General features: G+C 41.4%; 15 protein-coding genes. 6 read left to right on the plus strand and 9 right to left on the minus strand.

Annotated elements, in window-relative coordinates; genetic code table 11:
- Nucleotides 1–324 precede the first annotated feature (324 nt).
- Nucleotides 325–951, plus strand: coding sequence for a superoxide dismutase [Mn] (sodA, locus tag M0M83_RS00430; protein ID WP_125894685.1), 627 nt, complete (start codon nucleotides 325–327; stop codon nucleotides 949–951).
- Between the two features lie 138 nt (nucleotides 952–1,089).
- Entirely contained in the window at nucleotides 1,090–1,767 is a 678-nt protein-coding gene (gene yiiM, locus M0M83_RS00435) for a 6-hydroxyaminopurine reductase (RefSeq protein ID WP_125894594.1), read from the plus strand.
- Nucleotides 1,768–1,832: 65 nt separating this feature from the next.
- Here the strand turns inward: yiiM and M0M83_RS00440 are convergent, their stop codons facing one another.
- Both M0M83_RS00440 and M0M83_RS00445 read right to left on the minus strand, forming a co-directional pair.
- Nucleotides 1,833–3,452: an ABC transporter ATP-binding protein gene (locus M0M83_RS00440; protein ID WP_248467321.1), complete on the minus strand. Its 1,620-nt coding sequence runs from the start codon at nucleotides 3,450–3,452 to the stop codon at nucleotides 1,833–1,835.
- Nucleotides 3,453–3,459: 7 nt separating this feature from the next.
- Nucleotides 3,460–5,145 carry an ABC transporter ATP-binding protein gene (locus M0M83_RS00445; RefSeq protein WP_248467322.1) on the minus strand — a complete coding sequence of 562 codons (1,686 nt, stop codon included), beginning with the start codon at nucleotides 5,143–5,145 and terminating at the stop codon, nucleotides 3,460–3,462.
- Between the two features lie 187 nt (nucleotides 5,146–5,332).
- On the opposite strand from M0M83_RS00445, the gene M0M83_RS00450 reads away from it, so the two are divergent.
- Complete coding sequence (locus M0M83_RS00450) at nucleotides 5,333–6,238, plus strand: LysR substrate-binding domain-containing protein (RefSeq protein ID WP_213914387.1); 906 nt, start codon at nucleotides 5,333–5,335, stop codon at nucleotides 6,236–6,238.
- A gap of 44 nt (nucleotides 6,239–6,282) precedes the next feature.
- On the opposite strand, the gene M0M83_RS00455 is transcribed toward M0M83_RS00450, so the two are convergent.
- On the minus strand, nucleotides 6,283–7,158 hold the full coding sequence (locus M0M83_RS00455) for a pirin family protein (protein WP_125894602.1): 876 nt from the start codon (nucleotides 7,156–7,158) through the stop codon (nucleotides 6,283–6,285).
- A 266-nt stretch (nucleotides 7,159–7,424) separates the two neighbouring features.
- Here M0M83_RS00455 and M0M83_RS00460 point away from each other — a divergent pair, with 266 nt between their 5' ends.
- From M0M83_RS00460 to M0M83_RS00470, 3 genes are all read left to right on the plus strand, one after another.
- Nucleotides 7,425–8,102: a hydrolase gene (locus tag M0M83_RS00460; RefSeq protein WP_102140131.1), complete on the plus strand. Its 678-nt coding sequence runs from the start codon at nucleotides 7,425–7,427 to the stop codon at nucleotides 8,100–8,102.
- Nucleotides 8,103–8,202: 100 nt separating this feature from the next.
- Nucleotides 8,203–8,769, plus strand: a complete 567-nt coding sequence (locus M0M83_RS00465; RefSeq protein WP_125894606.1) for a YceI family protein — start codon at nucleotides 8,203–8,205, stop codon at nucleotides 8,767–8,769.
- Nucleotides 8,770–8,805: 36 nt separating this feature from the next.
- Nucleotides 8,806–10,011 (plus strand): lactate oxidase, encoded by a 1,206-nt coding sequence (locus M0M83_RS00470; RefSeq protein WP_248467323.1) that lies wholly within the window; start codon nucleotides 8,806–8,808, stop codon nucleotides 10,009–10,011.
- Nucleotides 10,012–10,085: 74 nt separating this feature from the next.
- Here M0M83_RS00470 and M0M83_RS00475 read toward each other — a convergent pair whose 3' ends face one another.
- From M0M83_RS00475 to M0M83_RS00500, 6 genes are all read right to left on the minus strand, one after another.
- Entirely contained in the window at nucleotides 10,086–10,823 is a 738-nt protein-coding gene (locus tag M0M83_RS00475) for a 3-oxoacyl-ACP reductase family protein (RefSeq protein WP_248467325.1), read from the minus strand.
- Between the two features lie 166 nt (nucleotides 10,824–10,989).
- On the minus strand, nucleotides 10,990–12,033 hold the full coding sequence (trpS, locus tag M0M83_RS00480; RefSeq protein ID WP_125894610.1) for a tryptophan--tRNA ligase: 1,044 nt from the start codon (nucleotides 12,031–12,033) through the stop codon (nucleotides 10,990–10,992).
- Between the two features lie 16 nt (nucleotides 12,034–12,049).
- Nucleotides 12,050–12,742 (minus strand): phosphoglycolate phosphatase, encoded by a 693-nt coding sequence (locus M0M83_RS00485; protein WP_125894612.1) that lies wholly within the window; start codon nucleotides 12,740–12,742, stop codon nucleotides 12,050–12,052.
- Nucleotides 12,739–13,413 (minus strand): ribulose-phosphate 3-epimerase, encoded by a 675-nt coding sequence (rpe, locus tag M0M83_RS00490; protein ID WP_125894614.1) that lies wholly within the window; start codon nucleotides 13,411–13,413, stop codon nucleotides 12,739–12,741. Before rpe ends, M0M83_RS00485 begins: the two co-directional genes overlap by 4 nt.
- 15 nt (nucleotides 13,414–13,428) lie before the next feature.
- Nucleotides 13,429–14,331 carry an adenine-specific DNA-methyltransferase gene (dam, locus tag M0M83_RS00495; protein WP_213914382.1) on the minus strand — a complete coding sequence of 301 codons (903 nt, stop codon included), beginning with the start codon at nucleotides 14,329–14,331 and terminating at the stop codon, nucleotides 13,429–13,431.
- An 81-nt stretch (nucleotides 14,332–14,412) separates the two neighbouring features.
- Complete coding sequence (locus tag M0M83_RS00500; RefSeq protein ID WP_125894618.1) at nucleotides 14,413–15,321, minus strand: SPOR domain-containing protein; 909 nt, start codon at nucleotides 15,319–15,321, stop codon at nucleotides 14,413–14,415.
- Between the last annotated feature and the right edge of the window lie 41 nt (nucleotides 15,322–15,362).

Here is a 15,362-nt window from a genome sequence, read left to right on the forward strand (position 1 = left end):
CGTATTAATTGTAATGAGATTTGCAGGATTATCATTTGATGCTAAATGTCAAATTAAAATATAAAACTAAAAATATAATAAAAGATAGATTTAAAGAAAAATAAATGGCGGGGTTGTTGGTATTAGTTACTGAATAAACAAGTTCTCATAGCGAATATAAATATCCATACATTTATCATGGGTTTGATAATGATTTTCATTAACAGTAAAATAACTATAATAGATCGTTATTCACAAGGTGCGAAGTTACGCAAGTGTTTACCCTATGAGCCTTGTGGTAAAAATGAGAAACATAGCGGTATTTACGTCACTGGAGACAATAATATGAGTTATACATTACCTGCTTTACCTTATGCTTATGATGCATTGGAACCACATTTTGACAAGCAAACCATGGAAATCCACCATACCAAGCATCATCAAACCTATGTGACTAACACCAATACAGCGTTAGAAAAACTGCCTGAATTAGCGGGTTTAGATATCGATGTTCTGATCCAAAAATTAGACCAAATCCCGGCTGATCAACGCACGTTTGTCCGTAATAACGCAGGTGGACATTCAAATCACAGCATGTTCTGGAAAGGTTTGAAATTAAATACTGAATTAAAAGGCGAACTGAAAGCTGCGATTGAACGTGATTTCGGTAGCGTTGATGCATTTAAAGAACTGTTTGAAAAAGCCGCTGCAACCCGTTTCGGTTCTGGCTGGGCGTGGCTGGTTCTGAAAGATGACGGTAAATTAGCTGTCGTTTCAACAGCGAACCAAGACAACCCATTAATGGGTGAGGCTATTTCAGGCACATCTGGTTACCCAATCATCGGTTTAGACGTATGGGAACACGCTTATTATCTGAAATTCCAAAACCGCCGCCCTGATTATATTAAAGCATTCTGGTCAGTTGTGAACTGGGATGAAGCAGCGGCACGTTTTGCAGCAAAAGCTAAATAATTTTATAAGATAATTTATTCGTAAAGCGCAGCAGTGTTAATGCTGCGCTTTTTTATTTATACCTCACCCGATTGTTATCTCTGTTGGCATTCTTTATGATGAAGTCTCTGTTACTTTGCTAAGTGGAGAGCACTGTTCATGTCATATATTCCCCAAGTCTTTATCGGTAAAATCCAAGCAACCCAGTCTTGTGGGCACAGTGCTATTCATAAGCAGGCGGCCGATGGGCTATTGATGTTAGGGCAATTGGGGCTTGAGGGGGATGAACAAGCTGAAAAACGCTTTCATGGCGGTCCTGATAGAGCTCTTTGCCATTATCCACGTGACCATTATGATTTTTGGATTAATGCGTATCCGGGTTTAGCGGATCTATTTGTTGCCTCCGCATTTGGAGAAAATATATCAACGCTGGGTATGACAGAAGAAAACGTATTTATTGGGGATATTTTTGCTTGGGGTGATGCGCGCATTCAGGTCACGCAACCTCGTTCCCCTTGTTATAAGCTCAATGGTTTAACAGGAATTGAAAATTTTGCACAAATGATGCAAGACAATGGGCGATGTGGTTGGCTGTATCGTGTGATAAAAGCCGGTAATGTTAGTCAAAATGCGCCATTAACGTTATTGAGCCGCAATAGTGATATCTCCGTACAAGAAGCCATTATGATTGCATTTCACGCCCCTTATGATGAAGAGTTATATCAGCGCCTTTTAAGTTCAGCAGGGTTATCTGCAAGTTGGAGCTTAACCATGCAAAACCGTTTAGATAACCACCGCATTGAAGAATTTAAGCACCGGTTGTTTGGTAAGCGTTAATATAAAGCGATGTGCTTCTGGCAAAGAGAGTATTTGGCCATAAGCACTTGCTAGCAATATGACGCCTAAGTCTTAGGTATTTGTTGTACAAACTGTTGGTACCACGGGATATTCGCCATTAATTCGGGGTGTGTCCCCTGAGCGATCACGTTCCCGTTCTCCATATACACAATAGAGTCTGCTTGGCGTGCAAGATTGGGCTGGTGGGTGACGATGACCCGTGTTTGCTGTTTGGCTTGAGTTATAAGGTCTATCACTGAAGCGGTATTGACGTTATCAAGGCTTGCCGTTGGTTCATCCATTAAAATGATGTCAGGATGCTGTAACATTAGCCTCGCAATACACAGTCGTTGCCTTTGACCGCCAGAAAGTTGCATACCACCGGCACCGACCTCTTTTTCCAAGAACTCATGATTGGCGGTGAAATTAAGTTGTGTTAGTAACGTGCTGATTGCCTTGTCATCAATATTATTATCATCAAGTATCAAATTTTGGCGTATGCTACCGTAAAATAAACGACTGTCTTGTAATAAGACTCCCCGGCTAGCGCACAACACTGCTTGTGATAGGGTTTTAATATTTTGATTACCATAATTCACACAGCCTTGTGTTGGGTCTTGTAAGCGAGCAAGTAAGCCTAATAATGTACTTTTCCCTGCGCCTGATGGGCCCACAATGACAGTAAGTGCATGTTTTTTAAAAGTCAGATTTATATTTTTTAAAATGCATTTTTTATTATCACTGTAAAATGATAGCTGTTCACAGCTAACGCTATCGATTTTGGGGGGGGATGTACGATAAGGAAACACCAGCACTGGAGTCTGTAAGGCTTTCTCAATTTGTTGAACTGCTTTTTTCATCTGCCTAATAGATTGGTCTAAATGAGAAAGCAACCATATAGGTTCAATTAAGCGAGCTAATAAAACTAACCCTGCTAGGCACAGGTTTAATGGCATTTCTGCATGTTCAACTAAATAAATACCGTACCCAAAGAGCGTAATAAATACGGTTTGCACCATCAATGAAAATAATAAGTGAAATGGCAAACTTCTTCGTTGTCGCTGTCTTTGAGTTTGATATTGGGACATTAAGGCAAGTTTAGGATGCAGCTGCTCATGGTGAGCACTTGAGCGACGAATTAATGGCTGGTGGAGGGCATATTGATTGAGCGCACTTACTGCTTGTTGTTCTGATTCATGAACGGCTTGCTCAAAAGAGGCCACTTTTGTGGCAGAAAAACGTAAGGATATTAATAATATACTAATTATAAATAGTAAAATGACTCCAAAAATACTTTGATAGATTAAAGCACCAATCACGATAGTGCAGGGTGTGACTAACCCACTGATAATTGGGTGTAATAAATGTGCGGGCACAGACATAACCTGTGAAACAGGCCCTGAAATTAGCTGATTACTGTTTGCTATAGGGTGTAATGAAAGCGGCAGATGGCGAATAAGTGCTGTAGCAAGATAACGCATCACCAACCCCCCAGCAAAATAGCCTTTCTGAGTGGCTATAAATGTGACGGTTAATGCAGTTAAACTCGAAAGAGCGAAAAACGTTAATGGCATTGTGGTATCAAGGTGCCAATCTAAAATTACAACAAATAAAAATAACCCGCTAACTCCCTCTAAAACAGCACTTAACGTCATCCAAAATATGGCACTACGTACGGTGTACAATAAGCTCCTAAGCACAATCATCCTCCAGGGCGCGTAAAAGTTGCTGATAGGGTTCTGACTGTATTGAAAGTTGTTGATGGGAGCCTTGTGCAATTAATTTCCCGTTGTCTAACAGCAGTACGCGATCTGCTAGGCCCAAGCCGTTTAAGTCATGGGTAATTAATACACAGGTTCGCGGCTCGGAGTGCAATAAATTCAGCACCTGTTGTGCATTTTGTGGGTCAAGCGCGGATGTTGGCTCATCAAGCAGTAATAAAGGTGCTGGTGATAGTAGTGCGCGTGCAATGGCAAGGCGTTGAGCCTCCCCTCCGGACAGCTGCATATCTTGTCCTATTACGGCATCCAGTCCTTTAGGTTGTTGTTTTACAAGCGGTAATAAGTTGAGTGCATCAAGATAACGATACATTTCATATTCAGTGGCATTTGGGGCAAACAACTGTAGATTTTCACGTACAGAACAAGGTAAGGGCGGGGTGTTTTGCATGACGATGGAAACTGTACGGTTCAAACTGGTAAATGATAGCTGTGGTAATGGAACCGAGTTAAAGAGCACATTTCCTGCTGTTGGGTCTAAAAAGCGTGCCATAAGCTGTAATAAAGTACTCTTCCCCGCACCTGATGCCCCGACAATAGCTATAAATTCGTTGGGAGCCACGGTGATATTAATATTCGATAGTATTGGGCTATGACCTATTTTCACATCAACTTGAACAAGTTTGAGCTCACCTAAAGATGGGCTGACATCTTTTTCTCCGTAATGCATATCCGGTTCAGCGAGAAGTTGGCGAATACGTTCTGATGCACTGACAGCAAGGTTTAAGGCGTCCGTGCCATGCCCCATTGCTGCAACAGGTGCAGCGATACTGCTAATTAATAAAATGAATAAAATCACTTGAGCAAGAGGTAAGGGCTCAGGGAGTAATGAAACCCCAACAATAACCCACAATGAAAGCAATGTGCTGCTGATACCGACTTGGGTCAATGAGCTCAAAGCACCTATTTTTCTTATCCATCGATGAAAGGCTATTTCAAATTGAGATAAAGCGTGTGATGTTTTTTTTTGAATTGATTGGTTGGGGTATTGCCTAGCTTGTAGTGGGTTATCTGCGAGTTCCGCGTATTGTTCATATAGAAAGCCCATTGCCTGGTTACGTGAGGTGTAGAGCGCCTGATAGCGTACAGAGCGCATTTGTCTAAATAAAAAAATAGAGGCAATTAATGGCATTAAGCAAAAAAGGGTGAGCAGTACATTTTGCCATAATAGAATGAGAGTTGCTGCTGTGGGGACGATAATCAGTTTTGTGATATCTGCGGGGGCATGAGCGGTTAATTGATGCAGCCCACGAACATCACGATCCACAATTTGCAAAAAACCGTCTCTACCGTGTTGGGCAAAGTGATTTAGTGGGAGTTTTTCTATTTTATCAAGAAGTTGTAGTCTAACGTGGTAGCAGAGATGGTTATCCGTTTGATGCGTTAAATACATAGCAAGAGTTTGGCAAATTAGCCAACTTATACCACCGATGGACGCAATAACGACCCATTCATAATATTGATGAACGGGAGTGGCAGCAACTTGGCTAATAGCTATCAATGGAATGAGTGAACAGAGGCCTGCTATAGCTTGTAAAATAAGTGCAAATAATAATGTGAAGCGATAGGGACAAAGTCGTTCCCAAAGTGCGCGGTACATGCGAGCCCTCCATTGTTAATTCGTCACTTTAATTTATTTCGCTTTGTTATCGTGAATTAGTTGTTTTGCTTGCCAGACTATTTGTTTTGTTTGCAGGCTTTAATTGGCCGTATTCATTTTTAAAGCGCTTTTTTGGGGTTTTTAGTAAGATGGTGATATTGCGATTGGGAATGTTAAGGGGCGTGAGATGCAATATGATTTAAACGATCTCTACTATTTTGTGAAAGTTGTCGAATATGGTGGTTTTTCACAAGCGGGTCTGGCGCTAGGGATCCCTAAGTCTAAATTAAGTCGTCGCATCGCAGAATTAGAACAAAAGTTAAATGTTTCATTGATTTATCGTTCTACTCGCCAGTTTCATGTCACAGAAGTAGGGCAAGTATTTTATCAGCAGTGTAAAAATGTGGTTGATGAAGCTGAAATTGCTCATGAATTGATATGTTCTGTTCAATCTCACCCTAAAGGGATAATTAAATTATCGTGCCCAGTTGCGCTATTGCAAGTTTATCTCAATGAATTACTTGTTGATTTTATGGTGCAATATCCCGATATCGACATCCAAATTTTAGCGGTTAACCGACCTGTTGATGTGATCAGTGAAGGGCTGGATTTAGCTATTCGCGTGCGCTCATTGCCATTGGATGATTCAGGCTTAATGATGAAGGTACTTGGATATTCGCGACGTATATTAGTGGCTAGCCCACAATTATTCACAGAACAGGGTGAGCTTACTGAACCTGAGAAGCTGGTGGATTACCCAATGTTAGCGAATACGGAGCACTCACAAAATTACACGTTAACCCTTAAAAATAGTGATGATCTTAGTTTTACGCAGCATTTTACCCCCAAGTTAGCGACAACAGATATCTTAACGTTATACCATGCGGCACTGAAAGGGGTCGGGATCGCAAGGCTGCCTTATGGTGTGGTAGAAAAAGACATTGAATCAGGGAAATTGGTGGAGGTATTACCGAAATGGCAGTTTCCTGAAGATATCATTCATGCCGTATATCCATCACGCAAAGGGTTGTTGCCATCAATTCAATTACTGTTAAATTATTTGGCGGATAATATTTCACCGTCAGTGAAATAAATTTCCCCGATAGCACATTAGGCTATCAGGGAAATATTCGTCATTTATTGTGTTTCAGGAATACGGCCAAACTTTCCATTATTGAAATCATGAATAGCTTGGTTAATTTCTTCCATGCTGTTCATAACAAAAGGGCCGTAGCCAACAACGGGCTCGTCAATGGGATCACCACTGAGCAGCAGCACTAAAGCATCTTCTGTGGCTTCCAACAGAATATTGCTGTCTGTATCGTCGAGGATCATCAACTCGCCTTCGTTTAAAGCGGAACGACCATCAACAAACATTGAGCCGCGTAACATGACTAAACCAACATGGCGCCCCGCTTTGGTTGGGATACCTACCGTTTTACCTTTGTTCAGTTGTAAATCCCATACATCCAATGGGCTAAAGGTTTTTGCTGCACCGTTATTGCCCAAATAGTCACCCGCGATCACTCGCAATGTACCTGCATCATTGGGTAATGCAACTTTTGGCATGCTTTGGCTTTCTAACAGCTGGTAGCCAGGGGTCGCTGATTTGTCTTTTGCAGGTAAATTAACCCACAGTTGCACCATATCAAGGGTACCACCATTTTTCATGAAGGCGTCAGATTGATATTCTTGATGCAAAATACCGGATGCCGCAGTCATCCACTGAACATCGCCTGGGCCTATCACACCGCCTTCACCCGTAGAGTCATGGTGAGCCACTTCGCCATCATACACAATCGTGACTGTTTCAAACCCACGGTGTGGGTGCTCACCAACGCCTCTGTTTGCTGAATTTGAGCTTGGGAAATCAAAAGGCCCCGCTCTGTCGAGTAAAAGAAACGGATTAAGGTATTTCCCATGATCGTTATAGCTAAACATTGAACGGACAGGAAAGCCGTCTCCTACCCAATGGCTGCGAGGAGATTGATAGATACCAATAATTTTTTTCATGGTTTTGCTCCTAAAATTGTTTTGATGACTGAATAATAAAGGAGCAAATCATTTGGCAGTAGTAGCAAAAATAGGTTTCATTGTTGCAGTGATAGAACAATAGAATAAAGTCTAATTATTCTATTTATAGAACAGTGTTTATCAAAAACTGGACTACTCAGCCTTAAATCGATGAATTAATCTAAATAACACGAAAACGGAGCGGCTATCGTTCTATTTTTAAATCAAAAACAGATTTCATATTTTATCGATTGAGAGGTTTCATCATGAGTAGCCCAGCTAATTTTAATGGTCAACGTCCTGCTATTAACCCAGAAGATGCGGTGATGTTATTAATCGATCACCAAAGTGGTTTATTTCAAACCGTAGGTGATATGCCAATGACGGAACTGCGTGCTCGCGCCGCTGTTCTGGCTAAAATGGCATCTCTTGCAAAAATCCCCGTAATAACAACGGCTTCTGTACCTCAAGGCCCAAATGGTCCGTTGATCCCAGAAATTCATCAAAATGCACCACATGCACAATATATTGCACGACGTGGTGAAATTAACGCGTGGGATAACCCAGAGTTTGTGGCTGCCGTGAAAGCAACAGGTAAAAAGCAATTAATTATCGCTGGAACCATTACCAGTGTTTGTATGGCTTTCCCTGCGATTAGTGCCGTAATGGATGGTTATCAAGTATTTGTGGTGATTGATGCATCAGGGACTTACAGCAAAATGGCGCAAGAAATTACCTTGGCTCGAGTTGTTCAAGCGGGTGTAGTACCAATGGATACTGCTGCGGTTGCTTCAGAATTACAAGGGACTTGGAACCGCGAAGATGCCGCTGAGTGGGCAATGGCTTACACGCAAATTTTCCCTGCTTATCAATTATTAATTGAAAGCTACAGCAAAGCACAAGAAGTTCTGAAAAATAATGAACAATTAGATTCAGAGCGCTAATTAAAGAAATACTCACGATATTTAACTCACGAAATGAAATAAGGCTGCCTTTATCACGAATAAGGGCAGTTTATTTGTACTTAAAGTTTAAGGAACGTATATGAAAAAGTTAGCTTTACCTTTATTGGCCTCTTTATTTGTTTTTGGAACCGCTCAGGCGGCTGACTATAAATTAGACCCAACGCATACGAAAGCGGTGTTTTATATTGACCACTTTAATACTTCAACCAATAGCGGTGGATTTCATAATATTACTGGCGATATGACGTATTCTGCGGAAAAACAAGCGGGTAGCGTGAACGTTATCATCCCTGCGGAGACATTAAATACCGGTTTACCTGCATTCGACAACCATATCAAAAGTGCAGATATGTTAGATGTTGCCAAGTACCCAACGATTGAATTTAAGTCGTCTAAATGGAATTTTGTTAATAACAAGCCGGTTTCTATTGACGGCGTACTGACAATGAAAGGCGAATCACACCCTATTCAATTAAAAACAACGAAGTTCGGTTGTTACTTTAGCCCAATTTTTAAAGCGGATGTTTGTGGTGGTGATTTTGAAGCAACGATTGACCGTACACAGTGGGGGGTCGATTTCTTAGTGAAAGAGGGTATGACTCAAAATGTCACTATCAAGATCCAAGCAGAAGCCATTAAACAGTAATTTATGGTAATAAGTACAAGTAAGAAAGGATTAATCATGTTGAATTTCAAAAAAAATACCGTTGTGACATCAACACTACTAGCTGTTGCTTTAACATTAGGGTCGGCTCAAGCTGCGGAATATAAAGCGAGCGATAAAGAAGGCCCGATTAAAATCGTCAACTTGGATGAGCTAGAAAGCCAAGTGGCGAAAAATATGGAAAAAGGCGCTTTTGGCTACATCCGTGGTGGTGCGGAAGATGAGCTGAATTTAAATAAAAATACGCAGCATTTTGATAAAAAATACATTATGCCACGTGTGATGCAAGGTATTGAAATTTCAGACATTGATTTATCAACTGATTTTTTAGGTATTAAACTTAAAACACCGATTATTCAGGCACCGATGGCGGCTCAAGGTCTCGCCCATAAAGAGGGGGAAATAGCGACTGCAAAAGGTATGGCCAAAGCAGGTTCTATTTTTTCGCTCAGTACTTATGGCAATAAAACCATTGAAGAAGTTGCGGAAGTTTCGGGAAATAACCCATTCTTTTTTCAACTGTACATGAGTAAAAACGAGGCTTTCAATGAATTTACGTTGAAACGAGCTAAAGAAAGTGGTGCTAAAGCGATTATTTTGACGGTGGACTCACCTGTTGGTGGATATCGTGAAGATGACATTCGTAATAACTTTCAGTTTCCGTTAGGTTTTGCCAATTTAGAACTATTTGCTCAGCAAAATAGTGATGGTTCGAAAACAGGTAAAGGTGCTGGGATCAGTGAAATTTATGCGCAAGCGAAGCAAGCATTTACACCAGCAGATATTCAATATGTGAAAAAATTGTCAGGCTTACCGGTTATCGTCAAAGGTATTCAATCACCTGAAGATGCGGATGTTGTGATAAAAGCTGGTGCGGATGCTATTTGGGTGTCTAACCATGGTGGTCGCCAGTTAGACAGTGGTCCTGCATCTTTTGATGTGTTGCCATCAATTGCAAAAGTGGTGAATAAACGTGTGCCTATTGTCTTTGACAGTGGTGTACGTCGTGGTTCACATGTATTTAAAGCTTTAGCAAGTGGTGCTGATGTTGTGGCTGTAGGGCGTCCTATTCTTTATGGATTAAATTTAGGTGGTGCAGAAGGGGTTAATTCTGTCATCCAGCAATTAAATAAAGAGCTATCTATCAATATGATGTTAGGTGGCGCGAAAAATATTGAAAGTGTAAAAGCAACTCAGTTATATACCGACAAAGATTTTCAATAATGAAAGTTATACTCATTGGTTAATGAAAAACGGGAAAAATTTCCCGTTTTTTTTGTTATAAGTAAAAACCAAGATTAAGCGGTGAATCCACCATCAATATTTAAACTTGCTCCCGTGATATAAGCAGCAGCAGGGCTAGCTAAGTACAAGACAAAATCAGCAATTTCATCAGCACTAGCATAGCGTTTTAAGGCCATTATTTGTTTCAGACTCTCTGCAAACTCGCCTTGTTCTGGATTCATGTCTGTATTTACGGGGCCTGGCTGAACGTTATTGACCGTTATCCCTCTTGAAGCGACATCTCTAGCCATGCCTTTTGTTAAGCCAATGATGGCTGATTTACTCATCGCATAGGCGGCTCCGCCTTCAAATGGCACTCGCTCTGAGTTGACACTGCCAATGTGAATTATTCGCCCATAATCATTCATAACCGCTAATGCGGATTGGCTGGCAATAAATAAGCTGCGTACATTTAGGGAATAGGAACGATCAAATGACTCTAGAGAGAGGGTTTCTACTGAACCAAATTCAAGAATACCAATACTGTTAATTAAAATATCAATAGAGCCAAACTTATCAAATGATTGTTTGATTGCCGCTGTAATTTCATGTTCATTAGCACTGTTGGCTTTGATAGCCATGACTTTCCCGGAAAATTGGGCGGTTTCAGTGATCAATGATTTTGCATTTTCATCTGATGAGGCATAGGTGAAAGTAACATTCGCACCGTCTTTGGCGAGTTTTTTTACAATAGCCGCACCAATACCACGTGAGCCACCTTGAACAATAGCATGTTTGTTTTTGAATAACATGGAATGACCTTATTGTTAATTAAATAATTTAAAATCAACGGATAAGGTATTTAATAGATAAAGGTATCTGGACTCCAGATAGAAAACCAGAAGGAGTTTGTGAAAAAAATTGACTATGTATTAATGGAAGCGCTCACCCATTGATGAGTAAGCGCTTTTTATTTGGTTAGCGCTGAGGGCGCTTAACAAAACCAATAGCTTCGTAAACTTTATCTAGGGTTTCTTGTGCACGTGCAGCTGCTTTCGTTGCGCCTTCATCCATAATTTGGTTGAGCAACGCTTCATCATTACGGAATTCATGGTAGCGAGTTTGCAGTGTAGTTAACATGCCAGAAACGGCTTCAGCCACAGCACCTTTAAGATGACCGTACATTTGTCCTTCAAATTCAGCTTCAAGTTCTGCGATTTTCTTACCCGTCACGCCCGACATAATATCTAATAAATTAGAAACACCCGGCTTATTTTCTAAATCATAACGAATACGCGGTGGCTCTTCGGAGTCAGTCATTGCGCGTTTGATTTTTTTCACGACAGATTTCGGGTCTTCTAATAAGGCGATAACGTTGTTACGGTTATCATCGGACTTAGACATTTTCTTGGTCGGATCTTGTAATGCCATAACACGAGCACCACCACCAGTCGGAATGAATGGATCGGGGACAGTGAAAATATCACCGTAAATGGCATTGAAGCGTTGAGCAATATCACGGCTCAATTCAAGATGCTGTTTCTGGTCAATACCTACAGGTACTTGATTTGTTTGATAAATTAAAATATCCGCAGCCATTAATACTGGGTAATCAAAGAGTCCCGCATTGATATTTTCTGCATGGCGCGCTGATTTATCTTTAAATTGAGTCATACGGCTCAATTCACCGAAATAGGTGTAGCAGTTAAGCGCCCAGCTCAATTGGGCATGTTGTGGCACATGTGACTGTACAAAAATGGTACTTTTTTTCGGGTCAATGCCACAGGCTAAATAGAGCGCGAGTGTATCGAGGGTTCTTTTTCGCAATTCAACAGGGTCTTGGCGAACGGTGATGGCGTGCTGGTCAACGATACAGTAAATGCAATCGTAGTCATCTTGCATTTGTACCCACTGACGTAATGCACCCATATAGTTACCGATGGTTAATTCACCGGAAGGCTGTGCGCCGCTGAATACGATTGGTTTTTGGGGTTGCTTTAAATTTTCAGTGGGAGTGCTCATTTAGTTATGTCCTTGCTTATTTTATTTCAGATAACCCGATTGTAGGTAATAAATCAGAAAAATGTGTTAATACACAGTTCGGCTCACTTAGTGCAATAGATTCACCATAGTTATAACCGTAGGTCAGACCGACACACGGGCATTCAGCGCTTTTCGCTGCAATAATATCATTACGAGAATCACCGACAAAAAGCAATTCTTCTTTACGTAAACCGAATGTTCCCATCGTTAAGTAAAGGGGAGCAGGATGCGGTTTTAACGCTTTAACATCATCGCTACCCAACACAAGAGAAAAGTAGTGTTCAATACCTAATTTCTTTAATAGCGGTGCAATAAATGGCGTCGCTTTATTAGTAACAATCCCCATAGGGAGGCCATGTTTTGCTAGTTGCTCTAAGGTTTCTTTCACTTCAGGGAATAGTTCGCTGCCAGTTGTGACAGAAACGGCATAGAATTTATCGAAGCTGGCTCGCGCTGCTTTTTGTAACTCGGGGGTTATTTGGGCGCCAGCCCAAGAAAGCGCGCGTTCAACTAAAACATCCACGCCATTACCAACCCAAATTGAGACTCGCTCTTTACCTGCGGGTGAAAAGCCAAGTTCTGTTAGCATATTGTCGATGGCTTCAGCTAAGCCACCGGCGCTGTCTACAAGAGTGCCGTCTAAATCGAAAGCTATTGCTTTGATATTCTCTAATACCATGTCAGTCATTGAGATACCTTTTGTAATTCGCTACGCATTGCATCAATGACGGTTTTATAGTCTGGTTGATCGAAGATTGCGGAACCTGCAACAAAAGTATCGGCGCCTGCTGCTGCAATTTCTGCAATATTATTAACTTTAACCCCGCCATCGACTTCCAAACGGATATCATAACCACTTTCATCAATGAGTTTACGGACTTGGCGCAACTTATTGAGGGTTTGTGGGATAAAGGATTGGCCACCAAAGCCTGGATTGACGGACATTAGTAGGATCATGTCAACTTTATCCATGACATAATCAAGGTAGCTCAGCGGGGTTGCTGGGTTAAAGACTAGCCCTGCGGTACAACCATTCTCGCGAATTAACTGTAATGAACGATCAACATGCTCACTGGCCTCAGGGTGGAAACTGATATGCGTTGCCCCTGCTTTAGCGAAGTCTGGAATGATCCTATCAACCGGTTTGACCATTAAATGAACATCGATAGGAGCAGTAATTCCATAGTCTCGCAGTGCTTTACAGATAGGCGCGCCAAACGTCAAGTTGGGCACGTAATGGTTGTCCATAACGTCAAAATGCACGATATCGGCACCAGCAGCCAGAACGTTGGCAGTATCTTCGCCTAAACGGGCAAAGTCAGCAGATAAAATAGATGGGGCAATGAGAAAGTTTTTCATAATTGTCTCCGATTATTAATCGTTATCTGAGAGCCATTCAGCACTAGGTACAGGGCGCTGCATTTTTTTCTTATCCGTTTTTCTAGGAGAAAGGCTATTAGGTATACCCGGATATAACGCCAGTAACTCATTGACTTTTGTCCGGTTTAATATATTTCTACTAATGGTGCGACGTACTTTTACAATATGTAATTGAGCCTGATAATACCACTCTCTTGTCATCGGGGTATCATGATTTGAGATCAGTACCGGGATTTTGCTTTCTGTTGATAACTTTTGCGCCAAAATAGCTAAGTTTTGTTGTTCAAGCGAATTAAAGGAATTCGTGTGATATGCCGTAAAATTGGCGGTATCTGATAAAGGCGCATAGGGAGGGTCACAGTAGACAACCGCTCCCTCTTTTGCATTGAGCAACGTATCACCATAATGCTGAGTTATAAATGTCGCATTTTGTGATTTTTCAGCAAACCACAGTAATTCTTCTTTCGGGAAATAGGGCTTTTTATAGCGGCCGAAAGGAACGTTGAATTCACCACGAGAATTATAGCGGCATAGCCCATTATAACAGTGGCGGTTTAAGTATAAGAAAAGGACACTACGTTTCTCAGTATCGGTCGATTGGTTAAAGGCTTCACGCATTAAATAATATTGTTCGGAAGTATTATATTCAGGTGTGAAGATTTGCTGGGCTTCTTCGATAAAAGCATCAGCGCGGTCTTTAACTGTATTGTAGAGGTTGATGAGGTCACTGTTGATATCTGCCAGTATGTAGGAATCATAACTGGTGTTTAAAAACACTGACCCAGCACCAACAAAAGGCTCAATTAAGCAATCACCTTGTGGAAGATGTTTTTTGATTTCTTCCACAAGGGGGTATTTACCCCCAGCCCATTTTAAAAAAGCGCGTTTTTTTTTCATGCCGTCTTTATTATTACAATCGTTTAGAGTAATAAATTGTACTCTGTCAGGACAACATAATGCGCCCGGGGAAAAACGTTGTTATTTTTGATCCTGTTTGACTTGTTTCATATTTCTAACCCACGGTTTTTTCGCTTGCACTGCAGCAGGTAAGGTTCCTATTGCATTTTTTGCAGCGGTTACTGAACTATAATTTCCGTGAATAAGAACATACCAGGTTTGCCCGTTACGTATCGTTTTATAGACTTTGTAATTGGTCAGTTTGTTTTCTTTTGCAAAAGCTTCCAGTGTATCAGAGCGGCTTGCGCTGCTAAGCTGCAATGTGTAGCTACCCGCTGGCGCAGACATGATATTACTACCTTGGCTACTCGCCGTTGATGTCGATTTCGCTGGCTGTTTAGTTTGCACAGGGTGTTTTGGCTCAACGGGTTTTACAGGTGTTTTTTCTGGCGCCACTGGTTTAACGGCAGGTTGTTGTTCGACCGGTTTCACTGTTGGTGGCGTTAACGGTGTCGTATTTTGTGGCTGGCTAGTGCCTGGCACCGAAACTTGGCCTTGATTTAAGGCATCAACCACATCGCCAGGTATTTCGATTCGCTCTCCCAGACCATTTGGTTGCGTTTGAGATTCGCCTTGGGTTGGCGTCGGCGCAATTTGTGAACCCGTGATTTCTTGTGGTTGCCCTGATAGCGTTTGACTTTGTGAGTTAGTCAACGATGAGGAACCCGATAAGTCGATATTCTGTGAATTATTGGCACCCGTTGTTTGTTGCTTTTCATGCTCTGTAGGAGCTTTCAGCGCTGAACTGATAGCAATAATGAGCAGCAATAAAACTAAGACACCCACACCAATCATGATGTGTTGGCGTGAGAGTGCAATTTTAGGTTTTGCAGCAGATGATTGGCGTGAACGCCCTGTCGGTCTATCTGATGTATCTGGCCTAAGGTCATTTTGACCTTGAGGCTGGTTATCTGGTTTAAATTCGTCCATTTTCCTCTCCCGAATAAAATTTGCCTATAGTAGAGATAAAA

The organism is Providencia rettgeri, from assembly GCF_023205015.1.
Classification (GTDB): domain Bacteria; phylum Pseudomonadota; class Gammaproteobacteria; order Enterobacterales; family Enterobacteriaceae; genus Providencia; species Providencia rettgeri_E.